Origin of the sequence: Cnuibacter sp. UC19_7, assembly GCF_042699995.1 — a bacterium.
Lineage (GTDB): Bacteria > Actinomycetota > Actinomycetes > Actinomycetales > Microbacteriaceae > Cnuibacter.
Window position 1 is genome coordinate 3,307,930 of sequence record NZ_CP170560.1, and the last position, 14,770, is coordinate 3,322,699.

Below are 14,770 nucleotides of genomic sequence, written 5' to 3' on the forward strand. Positions count from 1 at the left end.
CGAGCATGTTTCCGCCTGTAAAAGGTCGATTTCCTCCACCTCTTGACAGCGCTGCGGTCGTTACAGTTCACTTGACCGGACAAGCGGTTGAGCAGACGACGGAGACATCAACATGCGAGTGGAACTGAACCACGGACGCGGAGCGCAGCCGCTGTATGTGCAGCTCGCCGACGCGATCGAGGCGTTCATCGCCTCGGAGAGGTTGAAGCCGGGGGACCTGCTCCCGAGCGAGACCGTCCTCGCCAGCGAGAACCGCCTCAGCCGCGCCACCGTCATCAAGGCGTTCGACACCCTCATCGATCGCGGAGTGGTCATGCGCCGCCAGGGCAAGGGCACGTTCGTCAGCGCCCTGCCGATGGAGCGTCAGCTCCCTCAGCTCAACAGCTTCTCGGAGCACGTGCACGGCCTGGGCCTCACCCCCGGGAGCACGCTGCTCTCGTTCGAGCACTTCGCCGCCGGCGACCCCGACCGGCCCGTGTCGGCCTTCGACCGCGAGCCGATCGGCCCGGACGAGGGCGACGGGCAGCCGCTCGTCCTGGTGGAACGGCTCAGGACCGTGGGCTCCGACCCCGTCGGACTCCACCGCACGCTCGTACCCGCCGACGTGGCCGAGCGGATCGGGCTCACCGAGCCCAACGCGGCGCGTCCGGACTTCTCGTTCTACGGCGCGCTCCGTCAGAACGGCATCTACCTCAGCTCCGGCGACGAGACGCTGCGCGCGATCAACGCCAGCGCCGTCGACGCGGAGCTGCTGGGAGTGGAGGCGGGGACCGCTCTCATCGAGATCGTGCGCGCCTCGCGCGACACGGAGGGGCGACTCGTCGAGGTCGTCCGTGCCCGGTACCTCGGGACGCAGTACCTGTACCACATCGCATTCGCACCCACGACACCCGGAGAAGATCATGAAACGACGAATCGCACTGGCACTCGTACCGGTGGCGGCCTTGCTGACGCTGAGCGCCTGCGCCGGTGACGGCGGCTCTGCAGGAAGCACCGACTCGGCCGGCGGCGGCGGCAGCGCAGCCCTGATCATCGCCCAAGGCGGGCTCGGCGACGAGTCGTACAACGACCTCGCCTACAAGGGCTTCCAGCAGGGCCTCACCGACACCGGGATGCAGGGCTCGCCGATCGAGTCCGACGACGTGGTCGGGCAGGGCGAGCAGGTGCTCCGTCGCGCGGGCGACGAGGGTGTCGGCGTCGTCATCGACCTCGAGTACTCGCATGCCGAGATCCTCCCGAAGGTGGCGGCGGACTACCCGAGCACCGACTGGGTCATCGTCAACGCGGAGGCGAAGGGCGACAACGTCGCCTCGGTGCTCTTCCAGGAGCAGGAGGGCTCCTACCTCGCGGGCGCTCTCGCCGCGATGCAGACCGTCAACACCTCCGATCCGAAGATCAACCCCGACAAGGTGATCGGCTTCATCGGCGGCGCGCAGAGCGCCGGCATCGACAAGTTCGCGGTCGGCTACATCCAGGGTGCGCACGACGTCGACCCCGACGTGAAGGTGCTCACCGCCTACTCGAACGACTTCGGCGACCCCACCAAGGGACAGCAGCTCGCGCAGTCGATGTACGAGCAGGGCGCCGACATCGTCTACGCGGTCGCCGGCGGCACCGGCACCGGCGTGATCCAGGCCGCGAAAGACGCCAACCGCTACGCGATCGGCGTCGACACCGACCAGGACGGACTCGCCCAGGGCAACGTGCTCACGAGCATGCTCAAGCACACCGACGTCGCCATGGAGACCGTGCTGAAGGACTTCAAGGACGGCTCCTTCCCCGGCGGCCAGACGCTGCAGCTGGGGCTGAAGGAGGACGGCGTCGGCCTCACCGACTTCCAGTACACGAAGGATGCGATCGGCCAGGCGACCATCGACAAGATCGACGACCTGAAGCAGCAGATCATCGACGGCAAGATCAAGGTCTGGAACGTCGTCGACCAGGGATACCCCGACTTCTACTCGGGGAACTGACCCCTCAGGGAGAACCCATTCCATGAACCCCACCACGGGAAGCACCCTCTCGGGTTCCGGTGCGGCGGCCGTCGGCTGCCGCATCGGGGCCCGGATGGTGTGCAGGAGCTTCGGAGCGGTCCGGGCGAACGTCGACGTCGACCTGACCGTCCGGCCGGGCACGGTCCACGCGGTCGTCGGCGAGAACGGCGCGGGCAAGAGCACCCTGATGCGGATGCTCTACGGCCTCGACCGGCCCGACTCGGGCAGCATCCTGATAGACGACGCCGAGGTCGAGCTCTCGAGCCCGCGCGCCGCGATCGAGCGGGGGATCGGGCTCGTGCAGCAGGAGCTCGCGATCATCCCCGACCTCACACTGCTCGAGAACCTCGTGCTGGGGGCGGAGCCGCGGCGGGCGGGGCGGATCGACTGGAGGGCCGCTCGCGTCTCCGCGGACCAGCTCGCCACCGAGGCGGGTGTCGACGTCGACTGGAGCGCGCGGGCGTCGGAGACGTCGATCGCGATCCAGCAGCAGATCGAGATCCTCCGCCTGGTCTACCGCGGCGCCGACGTGCTCATCCTCGACGAGCCGACCGCGGTGCTCGCCCCGGCCCAGGCCGACGAGCTCCTCCGTCTCATGGGGCGGCTGCGCGACGCGGGGCGCACCCTCCTCTTCATCAGCCACAAGCTCGACGAGGTGGTGACCATCGCCGACGACGTGACCGTGCTCCGCGCCGGCCGCACCGTGGCGCAGCTTCCGCGCGCGGAGGTCGACCGGCCGGTGCTCGCCGCCCTCATCATCGGCGAGGGTGCGCTGCCGACCACGGCCGTCCGAGAGCAGCAGGCGGGCGATGAGGTGCTCGCCGTCTCCGACCTCACCGCCCGCGACGACAAGGGCATCCAGAAGCTCGCCGGACTGACGTTCACCGTGCGGGCCGGCGAGATCCTCGGGGTCGCGGCGGTCGCCGGGAACGGCCAGGAGGAGCTCGCGGAGGCCCTCATCGGCATCCGCACCGTCGAGGCCGGCGCCATCCGCATCGGCGACCGCCGCGTCGACCGGCTCTCGCTGCGCCGGCGCCGGCAGGTTGGCATGGCCTACGTGAGCGCCGACCGCAAGCACGAGGGGCTCGCCCTCTCGCTCTCCCTCGCCGACAACGCCATCGCCGGTCCGGGGATCAGCGGGCTCGCCCGCTTCGGCTTCTTCTCGCCGCGCCGGGTGCGCGAGCGGGTGCAGCAGGTGCTCGGCCTCGCCGCCGTGAAGTACGGCGGATCGGGTGACCCGGCGAGCTCGCTCTCCGGGGGCAATCAGCAGCGCGTGGTGCTCGGTCGCGAGACCATCGGCACGCCGCGTGTGCTCGTGGCCAGCCAGCCCACCCGCGGGGTCGACCTCCGTGGCATCGCCTACATCCACGAGCTGCTCCTGCGCGCCCGCGCCGACGGCGCGGCCGTGGTGCTGTTCAGCGAGGAGATCGACGAGCTGCGCGAGCTGTCGGACCGCATCCTCGTGCTCCACCGCGGCGAGTCGTCGGGCGTGCTGTCGCGCGGCGCCAGCCGCGCCGAGATCGGCGACCTCATGCTCGGCCACGCCGGAACCCCGGGCCGCTCCGGCGACTCCGACGCAGGGGAGGCGCACGCATGAGCGCGACCGCCACGCACACCGCTCCGGTCGAGCCGGAGCCCACCGACCCGGGCGCCAGCCGCGCGAGCCGTCTGCTCGAGGGGCTGCGCAACGTCGCCGTCCACGCCGGGCTGCCCGTGCTGCTCGCGCTCGTCATCGGCGGCATCGTGCTCGCGGCGACCGGCGCGAACCCGTTCGCCGTCTACGGCCGGCTCGCCACGGAGGCGTTCGGCAGCCCGAGCCGCCTCAACGCCACGCTCGCGGCGACCACTCCCATCCTCTTCACCGGCATCGCCGCCGCGTTCGCCTACCGCGCGGGCGCCTTCACCGTCGGCGTCGAGGGCAGCTTCGTGATGGGCGGCCTCACCGCCTCGGTCATCGGCAGTCAGATGAGCGGGGTGCCCGGCCCGATCGCGATCATCGTCACCCTCGCGGCGGCGGTCGTCGCGGGCGGCCTCGTCGCCGTCGTGCCGGCCGTGCTCCGCTCGCTCTGGAACGTCGACGAGGTGGTGACGACGCTGATGTTCAACTTCATCGTCGCCGGTGTCGCCGGATGGCTGGTGCAGTCGTTCTTCCTCGCCCCCGGCCAGGCGAACTCGTCGACCGAGTACGTCGCCGACAGCGCCGAGCTGCCGCCCCTGGCACCGCCCGGGCAGACGAACGTCGGCCTCATCGTGGCCCTCCTCGTGCTGGTCGGATACTTCATCTGGATGCGGTTCACCACGATCGGCTACGAGTTCCGCGCGGTCGGCAGCGCGCCGCGCTTCTCCACCGCGCAGGGTCTCCGCGTGCGCACCGTCATCGCGACGGGGCTCATCGGGGCCGGCCTCATCGGTGGCCTCGGCGGCGGCGCCCACGCCCTCGGTGTCGTCCACCGGTACTCGGAGGGCTTCTCCGCGAGCTTCGGCTTCACGGGCATCGCCATCGCGCTGCTCGCCCGGTTCAACCCGATCGGCATCCTCGTCGGCGCCATCCTGTTCGGCGCCCTCAACGCCGCCGGGGCCACCGTGCAGCTGTTCATCAACCTGCCCGTGCAGCTCATCGACATCCTCGAGGGGACGGTCATGATCTTCGCGGTCGCCTCCTTCGTCCTCCCGCGGTTCCTCGCCCGGCGCCGCCGGCAGAAAGGCGGTGCGGCATGATCGACGCCATCCTCGCGTCCGCGCTGACGCTGTCCGTCCCGCTCGTGTTCGCCGCGCTCGGCGGCGCCATCCACCGGCAGGCCGGCGTGGTGAACATCGGCCTCGAAGCGCACATGATCACCGGCGCCTTCATCGGGGCGCTGCTGAGCGGATGGACGGGCAGCTGGATCATCGGCACCATCGCCGGCGTGGTGGCGGGCGCCATCACGGGCGGCATCATGAGCCTGCTCATCACCCGCCTCCACGGCAACGAGATCATCGTCGGGCTCGGGTTCAACATCGTGACCTTCGGTGTGATCGGATACCTGCTCCGCTCGGTCTTCGGCGTCTCCGGCACGCTGCAGCCCGAGGGGCTCGAGCGGCTGCCCTCGCTCGTCATCCCCGGTGTGGCCGACGTCCCGGTGCTCGGGGCGATCGTCTCCGGGAAGGATCCGCTGTTCTGGCTCGCCATCATCGCGGTGCCGGTGCTTGTGTGGCTGTTCGCCCACACGAGGTGGGGGCTCCGCCTCCGCGCGACCGGGGCATCCGAGCCCGCCAGCGCGTCGCTGGGCCTGCGGACCGCCGGCATCCGGGACGGCGCGGGCATCATCGCAGGCGCCCTCGCGGCGCTGGGCGGTGTGGCGCTGAGCCTCGGCACGGTGGGCCTGTTCAACGAGAACATGACGGCGGGTCGCGGTTACGTGGCGCTGGCCGCGTTCTACTTCGGCCGCTCGCGTCCGCTGCCCACGGCCCTGGCCTGCCTCCTGTTCGGCTTCTTCGACGCCCTGCAGATCCGCATCCAGACCTCGGGCGGCTTCTCCGCCGACATCGTCTCCACACTCCCGTACGTCGCCGTCGTGGTCGTCCTGGCCATCACGGGCATCCGGCAGTACTCCCGCTCCTCACGAAAGATCGCCTGAGCACCATGTCCGACGAATCCGTCCCCTCTGACCCGGGATCCGAGCCGCGCGTCCCCACCGCGCTCGTCCTGGTCGACCTCATCGCGTCGTTCTTCGACCCGGCCGAGGCGAACTTCTACCCTGCCGCCCCCGAGGTGCTCGGTCCCATCCGCACCCTCCTCGAGGAGGCCCGGAACCGCGGCACCCTCGTGGTGCACGCGGTCGAAAGGCACTACCCCGGCCTCGAGGACTTCGAGTTCACGAAGCTGCCCCGCCACCACGAGGCCGGGTCGAGCGACGCGGAGTACGTGCCGGGGTTCGAGCCGATCGCCTCGGGCCGCGAGGTCGAGGTGTTCAAGCGCCGCTACTCCGCTTTCTACGCCACCGACCTCGACCTGCTGCTGCGCGAGCAGGGCATCCGCCGGCTGATCATCGTCGGCGTCAAGACGAACGTGTGCATCCGGGCCACCGCGCAGGATGCGTTCGCGGGCGGCTTCGAGGTCTGGGTCCCCACCGAGACCACGAACTCGAACCGGCCGCATCTCGGGGCGGCGAGCCTCGAGGACATCGAGCGCTACTTCGGCGCGGTCCCGACGCTCGAGGAAGCGATCGCGTCGCTGTGAACCCGTCCACCCCCTCACCGCTCGCGGTCGTCGGCTACGCCAGCCTCGACTCCGCGACGTCGACGAGCCGCTTCCGGGGCGTCGATGCCACGAGCATCCTCCGGAGGCCGCTGCGCTCCGACAGCCCGGCGATCGGCGGCATCGCGCATCTGGTCACGGCGGCCGCGGCCAACGGCGCCGAGGTCACCGCGGTGTCGTGGATCGGCGACGACCGGGGCGGCGTGCTCTGGCGCGCCGCCGTCCGGGAGGCCGGTGCGTCCGATGAGGGCGTCGCCGTGCAGGGCGACCGCAGCCCCAGCGCGACCATGCTCGAGATCGAGTCGGGCGGCACGATCTGCTTCTTCGACCCGGGCACCTGCCATCCCGCGCGGCTCGACGACCGGCAGGTGCGCGTGCTGCACGCGGCCCGCACCGTCCTCCTCACGGTCGCCCCGCGGTCCCTCACCGAGCAGGTGCTCGACACGCTGCCGACAGAGGCGCGCCTGGTCTGGGCGGTCAAGCACGACGCCGACGCCTACGACGAGGAGCTCGTTCGACGGCTGCTCACCAGGGCGGATGCGGTCAGCTTCGCCCGCGGGGAGCGTCCCTTCCTCGAGGCGTCGGGCCCGCTGTCGTCGACCGTGCGGCCGGGCACGCTGCTGCTCGAGACCCTCGGGGCCGAGGGCGTGCGGTGGGAGGTCGCCGGCCACGCCCGCGCGGGTTCCAGCAGCGTCGAGCGGGTGAGCGCCGCCGACACCACCGGCGCGGGAGACACCTTCATCGGCACCGCGGCCGCCGACCTCGCCCGGGTGCACGATCCGGCCGCACTCACCGACGACCTGCTCGACGAGCTGGTCTCGCGTGCCTCGGCCGCAGCCCGTGCCCTGCTGATCTCGCGCGCCACCGCGCGTTCCCACGAACCTGCACCGGTCGACGGTGCACCACAGAACGAAGGAGTCACCCATGCCGAGCGCTAACGCCTGGTACCTGCGCTGCAGCGCCGACGAGGTCGGCGAGTCGGCGGTCCTCGTCGGCGACCGAGGCCGCGTGCTGCTCGCGGCCGACATGCTCGATGATGCGACGATCCTCAACGAGGACCGCGGGCTCACCACCGCCACCGGCACCCACGCGGGCCATCGCATCACCGTGTCGGCGTTCGGCATGGGCGCCCCCATCGCCGCAGTGGTGCTGCACGAGCTCGCGATGCTCGGGGTGAAGCGGTTCCTTCGCCTGGGGACCGCGATGACGGTCGGCGACACGCAGCTCGGCGAGTTCGTCGTCGCACACGGCGCCGTCCGCAACGAGTCGACCTCCGCGTCGTACCTCCCGCTCGCCTTCCCCGCCGTGCCCGACCTGCCGCTCACGGTCGACGTCGAGGCGGCCGTCGAGGCCTCCGGCGTCCCGCACCGCTCGGGGCTGTTCGCGACGTTCGACGGCTTCTACACCGAGATGTTCGAGACAGGATCCGGCAACGAGCCCGTGCAGGAGCGCTACGCCGCCCTCGCCCGGACCGGCGTCATCGCGACCGACATGGAGACCAGCGCCATCTTCGTCGCGGCCCGTGCCCTGGGCGTCGCCGCTTCGTCGCTGTGCCTGGCCAGCGTCTCCGGTCTCACCAACGACAAGATGCCGCACGAGGCGCGGGTCGCCGCCGAGCGCGCCCTCCTCGAGACCGGCTTCGGCGCGCTCACCGCGCACGCCCCGGTCGCAGCCTGACCTCAGCCCCGAAAGGATCACCATGACCATCGCACAGGACTACTTCGACGACGTCATCGCCAAGATCGGCGCCGTCCGCGACACCCAGGCCGACCAGATCGAGGAGGCCGCGCGCATCTGCGCCGACAGCATCCAGGGCGACGGCCTCGTCTTCACCTTCGGCACCGGCCACGGCGGCTTCGCCGCGCTCGAGTCGTTCCCCCGCACGGGCGGTGTCACCGGCTTCCGCCCCATCGTGGAGTCGTCGATCGCGCTCATGCACCACGTGCTCGGCGACCAGGGCACGGCCCAGTACCGCTTCATGCACACCCAGGAGGGCTACGGCAAGGCGATCCTGCGATCGCACCAGATCAAGGACGGCGACTCGCTCATCCTGTTCAGCCACTCCGGGATCAACGCCGTCATCCTCGACATGGCGGTGGAGTTCCAGGAGCGCGGGCTCAAGGTGATCGCCGTGACGAGCGTGCCGCACTCCTCGCAGGTCGCCAGCCGCCACTCCTCCGGCAAGCGTCTGTACGAGATCGCCGACGTGACGATCGACACCGGCATCCCGCTCGAGGACGCCTCGCAGTTCATCGACGGCCTCGAGTTCCCGGTGGGCCCGACGTCGACCTCCATCGCCGTGGCGGTCTCGCACGCGATCAACGCGTCCACGGCGGCCGAGCTGGTGTCGCGCGACTACGAGCCGATGATCATGGTGAACACCAACTCCAACCGCACGAGGCTCGCCCATCAGCAGAACGACCGCAACTACGAGGAGCTGTGGCGGCGCCTCCGCAACCGCGACTTCTCGGCGCCGGTGGTGCGATGACCTCCCGCGGCCTGTATCTGGCGGGCGGATGGACGGACGCGCTCTCGGGTGAGCGTCTCGACGTCACCGACCCCGGCACCGGCGAGACGGTGGGCTCGACCGCGGTGGCGGGCGCCGCCGACGTCGACCGCGCGGTCGACGCCGCGCTCGCGGCGCAGCGCCTCTGGGCCGACACCCCGGCCGGTGAGCGCGCGTCGATCCTCCACGCCGCCGCCGATCGCATCGAGACGCGGATCGACGAGATCGCGCGCCTGCTCACGCTCGAGCAGGGCAAGCCCCTCGCCGACAGCCGCAAGGAGATCGCCTTCGCGATCGAGGTGTTCCACTACTACGCGGAGGAGGGCAAGCGGGTGCCCGGCGCGCTGCGGCCGACGCAGCGGCGCGACATCCGCTCGATCGTGCAGTGGGCGCCCGTCGGGGTGGTCGGCGCCGTGGTGCCGTGGAACTACCCGGTCGACCTCTACGCCTGGAAGGTGGGCCCCGCGCTCGCCGCGGGCGACGCGATCATCGTGAAGCCGCCGCTCGAGTCGCCGCTGGCGATCGGCGTGGTCGTGGAGTGCTTCCACGATGCCGGACTCCCCGCGGGCCTGCTCTCCGACCTGCCGGGCGCGCTCGAGGCGGGGGAGCGCCTGTCGTCGCACCCGCGCATCGCGATGGTCACCGCGACCGCGTCGACCGCGACCGGGCAGGCGATCATGCGCTCGGCCGCGGGCACGATGAAGCGGCTCTCCCTCGAGCTCGGCGGTCAGAGCCCGTTCGTCGTGCTCGACGACGCCGACGTGCCCGCGGCGGCCGCGGCGGCCGCCCGACGCTCCTTCTCCAACGCCGGCCAGATCTGCATCGCCGTGAACCGCATCCTCGTCGCCGACCCGATCGCCGACGAGTTCGTGGCGGCGGTGTCGGCCGAGGCGGAGCGCATCCGCATCGGTCACGGTCTCGACCCCGCGACCACGGGCGGCCCGGCCACGACGGAGGCGGTGCTCGGCAAGGCCGAGCGCCACATCGCGGATGCGGTGGATCGCGGGGCGGTGGTCACCACGGGCGGCCACCGTCTCCGCGACGGCGACCTGGCGAGGGGGCACTACTTCGCGCCCGCCGTCGTCGACCGCGTGCCGCTGGATGCGCTCGCCATGACAGAGGAGACCTTCGGCCCGGTCGTCGCGGTGCACCGCTACGACGCCGGTCTCGACGTCGACGCGTTGGCCGACCTGGCCAACGACAACGCCGCCGGTCTCGCCGCGTACGTCTTCGGCGGCGACCTCGACCGGGCCTGGGGTGTGGCCGAGCGACTCGAGGTGGGCGGCGTGGGTGTCAACATCAATGACATCACCGAGTTGCAGGCGCCGTTCGGCGGGTGGAAGATGTCGGGCTTCGGGCGCGAGCTCGGCCCGGAGGGGCTCACCGCCTTCATGCAGCAGCGCCACATCCGGATGCTGCGCCGCTACTGAGCGCCCGCCCGGCGACGGGCGGGCCGGCGAGAGCTGGACGGACGAAGAACGAGGAAGGACGAGGATCGATGACCGCGACGGTCGAACTCCGCCACCGCATCGGGGGAGAGTGGACGCTCGGCTCGGGTGAGCCGGTGGAGAGCAGGAGCCCCGCCCATCCCGACCGGCTGATCGCGACGGGCCGGGCAGCCGTCGTCGAGGACGTGGACGCGGCCGTCGCGGCGGCACGGCTCGCCGCCCCCGACTGGGCACGCATGCCCGCGGGGAGCCGGGGCGTGTTCCTCCGCGAGGCAGGCCGTCTGCTGTCGGACCGCGCTGAGGTGCTCGGGGCGGAGCTGGCCGCGGAGGAGGGCAAGACCCTCGCCGAGGGCGTCGGCGAGGTGCGCCGCGCGGCGCAGATCCTCGAGTACTTCGCCTCCGTGGGCGACCGGCAGGCGGGCACCGTCCACCACTCGCCGCGGGCCGGCGAGCGGATCCTCGTCACACGGAAGCCGCTCGGCGTCGTCGCGGCGATCACACCGTTCAACTTCCCCATCGCCATCCCCGCCTGGAAGATCGCGCCGGCCCTCGCCTACGGAAACACCGTGGTCTGGAAGCCGGCTGGCCCGGTGCCGCTGCTCGCGCTCCGCCTCGCGGAAGCGCTGGTGGAGGCCGGGCTCCCCGCCGGGGTGCTCAACCTCCTGATCGGCGGCGCCGATCTCGGATCGGCGATGGTCGCGCATCCGGGGATCGACGGCATCACTTTCACCGGATCGACCACCGTCGGCCGGAGCATCGCCGCCCTGGCGGCGGCGCGAGGGGTTCCGGTCCAGGCTGAGCTCGGCGGCAAGAACGCGGCCGTCGTGCTCGCCGACGCCGACCTCGACCTGGCGGTGGCCCAGGTCGCCGCAGGCGCCTTCAACTCGAGCGGCCAGAAGTGCACCGCGACCTCGCGGGTGATCGTCGACGAGTCGATCGCCGACGGGTTCCTCGCCCGCCTCGTCGCCCGCGCCGACAGCCTGGTGGTGGGCGATCCCCTCGACCCCGCGACGCAGATCGGGCCCGTGATCTCGGATCACGCGCGGCGGTCGATGCTCGGCGCCGTCGCGGCGGCGACCGACGCCGGGGTCGTCCGCCTCACCGCGCGCGAGCCCGAGATCGGCGCTTCGGGCGCTTCCCGCGCTTCGGGCGCTTCCCGCGCTTCGGGTGGGGGCCACTTCGTCGCCCCGACCGTGCTCGACTGCACCGGCACGGAGGCGGCCGTCTGGGACGACGAGCTGTTCGGCCCCATCGTCGGCGTGAAGCGCGTGAGCGGCACGGCCGAGGCGTTCGCGGAGGCGAACCGTGGCGAGTTCGGGCTCACCGCGGCCGTCTTCACCCGCGACCTCGGCACCGCCCTCGAGGCCATGGACGCGATCGACACCGGCATCCTGCACGTCAACTCGGAGTCGGCCGGCGCCGATCCGCACGTCCCGTTCGGCGGAGCCAAGGGCAGCGGGCTCGGACCCAAGGAGCAGGGCGAGGCGGCGCAGGAGTTCTTCACGCACACGACGACCGTCTACCTCAGGGGCGGGGCATGACCGGGCCGCTCGCGGGCATCCTCGTCGCCGACTTCACACGCGTGCTCGCGGGGCCCTACGCCACGATGATGCTCGCCGACATGGGCGCCGAGGTGGTCAAGGTGGAGCGGCTCGGCGTCGGCGACGAGACCCGCGCCTGGACGCCGCCGGCCGGACCGTCGGGTGCCTCGACGTACTTCGGGTCGGTCAACCGCAACAAGCGGAGCATCGCCGTCGACCTCGCCGATCCGGCCGATCTCGCCGTGGTGACCGACCTCGTCGTGCACGCGGACGTGGTGATCGAGAACTTCCGTCCGGGTACCATGCAGCGCCACGGGCTCGGCCCGTCCGACGTCGAGGGTCTCAACCCGCGGGCGGTCTACTGCTCGATCAGCGGTTTCGGCGCCGGACCGGGCGCGGGGCTGCCCGGGTTCGACCTGCTCGTCCAGGCCATGGGCGGGCTGATGAGCATCACCGGCGCCGACGCCGAGCATCCGACCAAGGTGGGCGTGGCGCTCGTCGACGTGGTGACCGGGCTGCACGCTCTGTCGGGGATCCTCGCCGCGCTGCACGCGCGCGGGACGACGGGGCGCGGCCAGCGGATCGAGGTCGACCTGCTGTCGAGCCTGCTCTCCTCGCTCACCAACCAGGCCGGCGCCTGGCTCGAGGCGGGACGGACGCCCGCGCCGATGGGCAACCAGCATCCGAGCATCGCCCCGTACGAGACCTACCGCGCGGCCGACCGCGACATCGCGATCGCCGTCGGGACCGACGCGCAGTTCGCGCAGCTCGCCGACGACCTCGGCATCGCCGCGCTGGCGCACGACGAGCGCTTCGCGACGAACAGCGGCCGAGTGGCACACCGCACCGAGCTCAACGCCCTTCTGGCGCCCGCCTTCGCCGAGCGCACGGCCGACGAGTGGACCGAGCGCCTCGCCGCCCGCGGGGTGCCGGCGGGCCCGATCAACTCGCTGCCCGATGCCTTCGCGCTCGCGGAGCGGCTGGGGCTCGACCCCGTCGTCGAGCTGGCCGACAGCCGCAGCGTCGCCAACCCCATCCGCTTCAGCGCCACCCCCGTCGAGTACGTCTCGCCGCCGCCGACCCTTCCCGACCGATCCGCCACCACCTGGAGAGACCTCACATGACCCATGACGCCGGGCGCGACGCCCTCCGAGACGTGTTCGACTTCGACGCGCTGCTCTCCGACGAGGAGCGCGACTGGCAGCGGCGCGCCCGTGAGTTCGCGCAGACCCGCATCGCTCCCGCGATCGAGGACGACTTCGAGGCGAAGCGCTTCCGCGCCGAGCTGATCCCCGAGCTGGGTGCCGCCGGGTTCCTCGGCATGCACATCCGCGGCTACGGATGCGCCGGGGCGAGCGCGGTGAGCTACGGCGCCGTCTGTGCCGAGTTCGAGGCGGTCGACAGCGGATGGCGCACCTTCGTCTCGGTGCAGGGCTCGCTGGCGATGAGCGCCATCGCGAAGTTCGGCTCGGAGGATCAGAAGAACCGCTGGCTGCCGGAGATGGCCGCCGGGCGGAAGGTCGGCTGCTTCGCCCTCACCGAGCCCGACGGCGGCAGCGACCCCGCCGCGATGACGACCACTGCTCGCCGCGAGGGTGATGGGTGGGTGCTCGACGGTGCGAAGCGCTGGATCGGGCTCGCGAGCGTCGCCGACGTCGCCGTGGTCTGGGCGCGCACCGAGGACGGCATCGGCGGGTTCCTCGTGCCGACCGACACGGCGGGCTTCACCGCGACGCCGATCGACGGCAAGCTCGCGATGCGCGCCTCGATCCAGTGCGACGTCACGTTGGAGGGCGTCCGGGTGCCCGATTCGGCGCGTCTGCCCGGCGCGACCACCCTGCGCGGCCCGTTCTCGTGCCTCAACGAGGCCCGGTACGGCATCATCTGGGGCGCGATGGGGGCCGCGCGCAGCTGCCTCGAGATCGCGCTCGACCGGGCGCGGACCCGCATGGTGTTCGGCAAGCCGATCGGCGCGTTCCAGCTCACGCAGGAGAAGCTCGCCACCATGCTCCTCGAGTACCAGAAGGGGATGCTGCTCGCGCTCGCGATCGGCCGCTCCAAGGATGCGGGCACGCTGTCGCCGACCCAGATCAGCGTCGGCAAGCTCAACAACGTGCGCGAGGCGATCGAGATCGCCCGCACCACCCGCGGCATCCTCGGCGGCGACGGCGTCACGTCGGAGTTCCCGGTGATGCGGCATATGGCCAACCTCGAGGCGGTGCGCACCTACGAGGGCACCGACGAGATCCACACGCTCATCCTCGGACGGGCACTCACGGGCATCCCCGCCTTCGAGTGAGCGCAGAGCGGCCCGGCACCCGCACGGTGCCGGGCCGCATCCGGGTCAGCGGGTCAGCGGTAGGTGCTGGGCGAGAGCTCGTTCCAGGGGATCGAGTTGAACATCGCGACGGTGAGCACGATCGAGACGATGAGGCCGAGCGCGAACATCCCGACAGTGACCCACAGGGGCGCCATGCCGCGGCCGGACCGGCGGCGCGCCACGATCGAACGGCCGATCGGGTACACCGGCGCGGGGATGAACGCGAAGGCCCAGTGGAAGGGCCGCACGAACCCGCGCATCCGGAGCGTGCGGTAGTCGAGCCAGGCGAAGAGCACCGTGACGCCCCAGATCACCCAGCCGATCAGCTGCGTGACCAGGTTCGCCGGCCCCATCGACATGCTGAAGCTCGAGGTCGTGCCGTAGTCGGTCGAGGTCATCACGTTCTTCATCTGCGCGATCGTCTCGCCGAACACCCAGGGCAGCAGGGCGTACGACACCAGCGGCAGCAGCACGATGAGCCAGATCCACGGCGTGTAGACCGGGGTGCCGGGCGCGACCTTGGCGTTCGGATCGAGGCTCCCGCCGCCCTGGAACGCCGGGGCGCTCGGCCACTGCGTGCTCCCTGTCCACTGCGTCCCGTCCCACCAGCGCTGCATCCCCGACCCGGCCGGATCCGGGTGCCATCCCGGGGGAGGTGTCGCCCCGCCGTTCGTGCCGCCCGCGCCGCTGCCTGCGTTGCCGTACCCGCCGTCGCTCATCCGGA

General features: G+C 71.7%; 14 protein-coding genes. 13 read left to right on the forward strand and 1 reads right to left on the reverse strand.

Features of this window, described 5'->3' with window-relative positions; genetic code table 11:
- The first annotated feature begins 118 nt into the window (after positions 1-118).
- The 13 genes from ACFJGV_RS15810 (at position 119) to ACFJGV_RS15870 (ending at position 14,025) form a co-directional block, all read left to right on the forward strand.
- The gene (locus tag ACFJGV_RS15810) at positions 119-973 is read left to right on the forward strand and encodes a GntR family transcriptional regulator (RefSeq protein ID WP_378144940.1); all 855 of its coding nucleotides are present in this window, start codon (positions 119-121) and stop codon (positions 971-973) included.
- Positions 936-1,973, forward strand: a complete 1,038-nt coding sequence (locus tag ACFJGV_RS15815; protein WP_378144941.1) for a BMP family protein — start codon at positions 936-938, stop codon at positions 1,971-1,973. The genes ACFJGV_RS15810 and ACFJGV_RS15815 overlap by 38 nt, the downstream gene beginning before the upstream one ends.
- Before the next feature lie 22 nt (positions 1,974-1,995).
- On the forward strand, positions 1,996-3,591 hold the full coding sequence (locus ACFJGV_RS15820; protein ID WP_378144942.1) for an ABC transporter ATP-binding protein: 1,596 nt from the start codon (positions 1,996-1,998) through the stop codon (positions 3,589-3,591).
- On the forward strand, positions 3,588-4,712 hold the full coding sequence (locus tag ACFJGV_RS15825; RefSeq protein ID WP_378144943.1) for an ABC transporter permease: 1,125 nt from the start codon (positions 3,588-3,590) through the stop codon (positions 4,710-4,712). The genes ACFJGV_RS15820 and ACFJGV_RS15825 overlap by 4 nt, the downstream gene beginning before the upstream one ends.
- Positions 4,709-5,611 carry an ABC transporter permease gene (locus ACFJGV_RS15830; RefSeq protein WP_378144944.1) on the forward strand — a complete coding sequence of 301 codons (903 nt, stop codon included), beginning with the start codon at positions 4,709-4,711 and terminating at the stop codon, positions 5,609-5,611. Before ACFJGV_RS15825 ends, ACFJGV_RS15830 begins: the two co-directional genes overlap by 4 nt.
- Before the next feature lie 5 nt (positions 5,612-5,616).
- Complete coding sequence (locus tag ACFJGV_RS15835; protein WP_378144945.1) at positions 5,617-6,213, forward strand: cysteine hydrolase family protein; 597 nt, start codon at positions 5,617-5,619, stop codon at positions 6,211-6,213.
- Entirely contained in the window at positions 6,210-7,169 is a 960-nt protein-coding gene (locus tag ACFJGV_RS15840) for a PfkB family carbohydrate kinase (RefSeq protein ID WP_378144946.1), read from the forward strand. Before ACFJGV_RS15835 ends, ACFJGV_RS15840 begins: the two co-directional genes overlap by 4 nt.
- The gene (locus ACFJGV_RS15845; protein WP_378144947.1) at positions 7,156-7,908 is read left to right on the forward strand and encodes a nucleoside phosphorylase; all 753 of its coding nucleotides are present in this window, start codon (positions 7,156-7,158) and stop codon (positions 7,906-7,908) included. The genes ACFJGV_RS15840 and ACFJGV_RS15845 overlap by 14 nt, the downstream gene beginning before the upstream one ends.
- Positions 7,909-7,930: 22 nt before the next feature.
- Complete coding sequence (locus tag ACFJGV_RS15850) at positions 7,931-8,719, forward strand: sugar isomerase domain-containing protein (RefSeq protein ID WP_378144948.1); 789 nt, start codon at positions 7,931-7,933, stop codon at positions 8,717-8,719.
- Positions 8,716-10,167 (forward strand): aldehyde dehydrogenase family protein, encoded by a 1,452-nt coding sequence (locus tag ACFJGV_RS15855; protein WP_378144949.1) that lies wholly within the window; start codon positions 8,716-8,718, stop codon positions 10,165-10,167. Before ACFJGV_RS15850 ends, ACFJGV_RS15855 begins: the two co-directional genes overlap by 4 nt.
- A gap of 68 nt (positions 10,168-10,235) precedes the next feature.
- Positions 10,236-11,726, forward strand: a complete 1,491-nt coding sequence (locus ACFJGV_RS15860; protein WP_378144950.1) for an aldehyde dehydrogenase family protein — start codon at positions 10,236-10,238, stop codon at positions 11,724-11,726.
- Complete coding sequence (locus ACFJGV_RS15865; protein WP_378144951.1) at positions 11,723-12,850, forward strand: CaiB/BaiF CoA transferase family protein; 1,128 nt, start codon at positions 11,723-11,725, stop codon at positions 12,848-12,850. Before ACFJGV_RS15860 ends, ACFJGV_RS15865 begins: the two co-directional genes overlap by 4 nt.
- Positions 12,847-14,025, forward strand: coding sequence for an acyl-CoA dehydrogenase family protein (locus tag ACFJGV_RS15870; protein WP_378144952.1), 1,179 nt, complete (start codon positions 12,847-12,849; stop codon positions 14,023-14,025). The genes ACFJGV_RS15865 and ACFJGV_RS15870 overlap by 4 nt, the downstream gene beginning before the upstream one ends.
- Positions 14,026-14,078: 53 nt before the next feature.
- On the opposite strand, the gene ACFJGV_RS15875 is transcribed toward ACFJGV_RS15870, so the two are convergent.
- Positions 14,079-14,765, reverse strand: coding sequence for a DUF2510 domain-containing protein (locus tag ACFJGV_RS15875; RefSeq protein WP_378144953.1), 687 nt, complete (start codon positions 14,763-14,765; stop codon positions 14,079-14,081).
- Positions 14,766-14,770 lie beyond the last annotated feature (5 nt).

Excerpts from the sequence above, each read along its gene's own strand:
- ACFJGV_RS15820 (WP_378144942.1), top strand. The coding sequence starts at position 1,996 with ATGAACCCCACCACGGGAAGCACCCTCTCGGGTTCCGGTGCGGCGGCC.
- ACFJGV_RS15825 (WP_378144943.1), top strand. The coding sequence starts at position 3,588 with ATGAGCGCGACCGCCACGCACACCGCTCCGGTCGAGCCGGAGCCCACC.
- ACFJGV_RS15830 (WP_378144944.1), top strand. The coding sequence starts at position 4,709 with ATGATCGACGCCATCCTCGCGTCCGCGCTGACGCTGTCCGTCCCGCTC.
- ACFJGV_RS15835 (WP_378144945.1), top strand. The coding sequence starts at position 5,617 with ATGTCCGACGAATCCGTCCCCTCTGACCCGGGATCCGAGCCGCGCGTC.
- ACFJGV_RS15845 (WP_378144947.1), top strand. The coding sequence starts at position 7,156 with ATGCCGAGCGCTAACGCCTGGTACCTGCGCTGCAGCGCCGACGAGGTC.
- ACFJGV_RS15850 (WP_378144948.1), top strand. The coding sequence starts at position 7,931 with ATGACCATCGCACAGGACTACTTCGACGACGTCATCGCCAAGATCGGC.
- ACFJGV_RS15855 (WP_378144949.1), top strand. The coding sequence starts at position 8,716 with ATGACCTCCCGCGGCCTGTATCTGGCGGGCGGATGGACGGACGCGCTC.
- ACFJGV_RS15860 (WP_378144950.1), top strand. The coding sequence starts at position 10,236 with ATGACCGCGACGGTCGAACTCCGCCACCGCATCGGGGGAGAGTGGACG.
- ACFJGV_RS15865 (WP_378144951.1), top strand. The coding sequence starts at position 11,723 with ATGACCGGGCCGCTCGCGGGCATCCTCGTCGCCGACTTCACACGCGTG.
- ACFJGV_RS15870 (WP_378144952.1), top strand. The coding sequence starts at position 12,847 with ATGACCCATGACGCCGGGCGCGACGCCCTCCGAGACGTGTTCGACTTC.
- ACFJGV_RS15875 (WP_378144953.1), bottom strand. The coding sequence starts at position 14,765 with ATGAGCGACGGCGGGTACGGCAACGCAGGCAGCGGCGCGGGCGGCACG.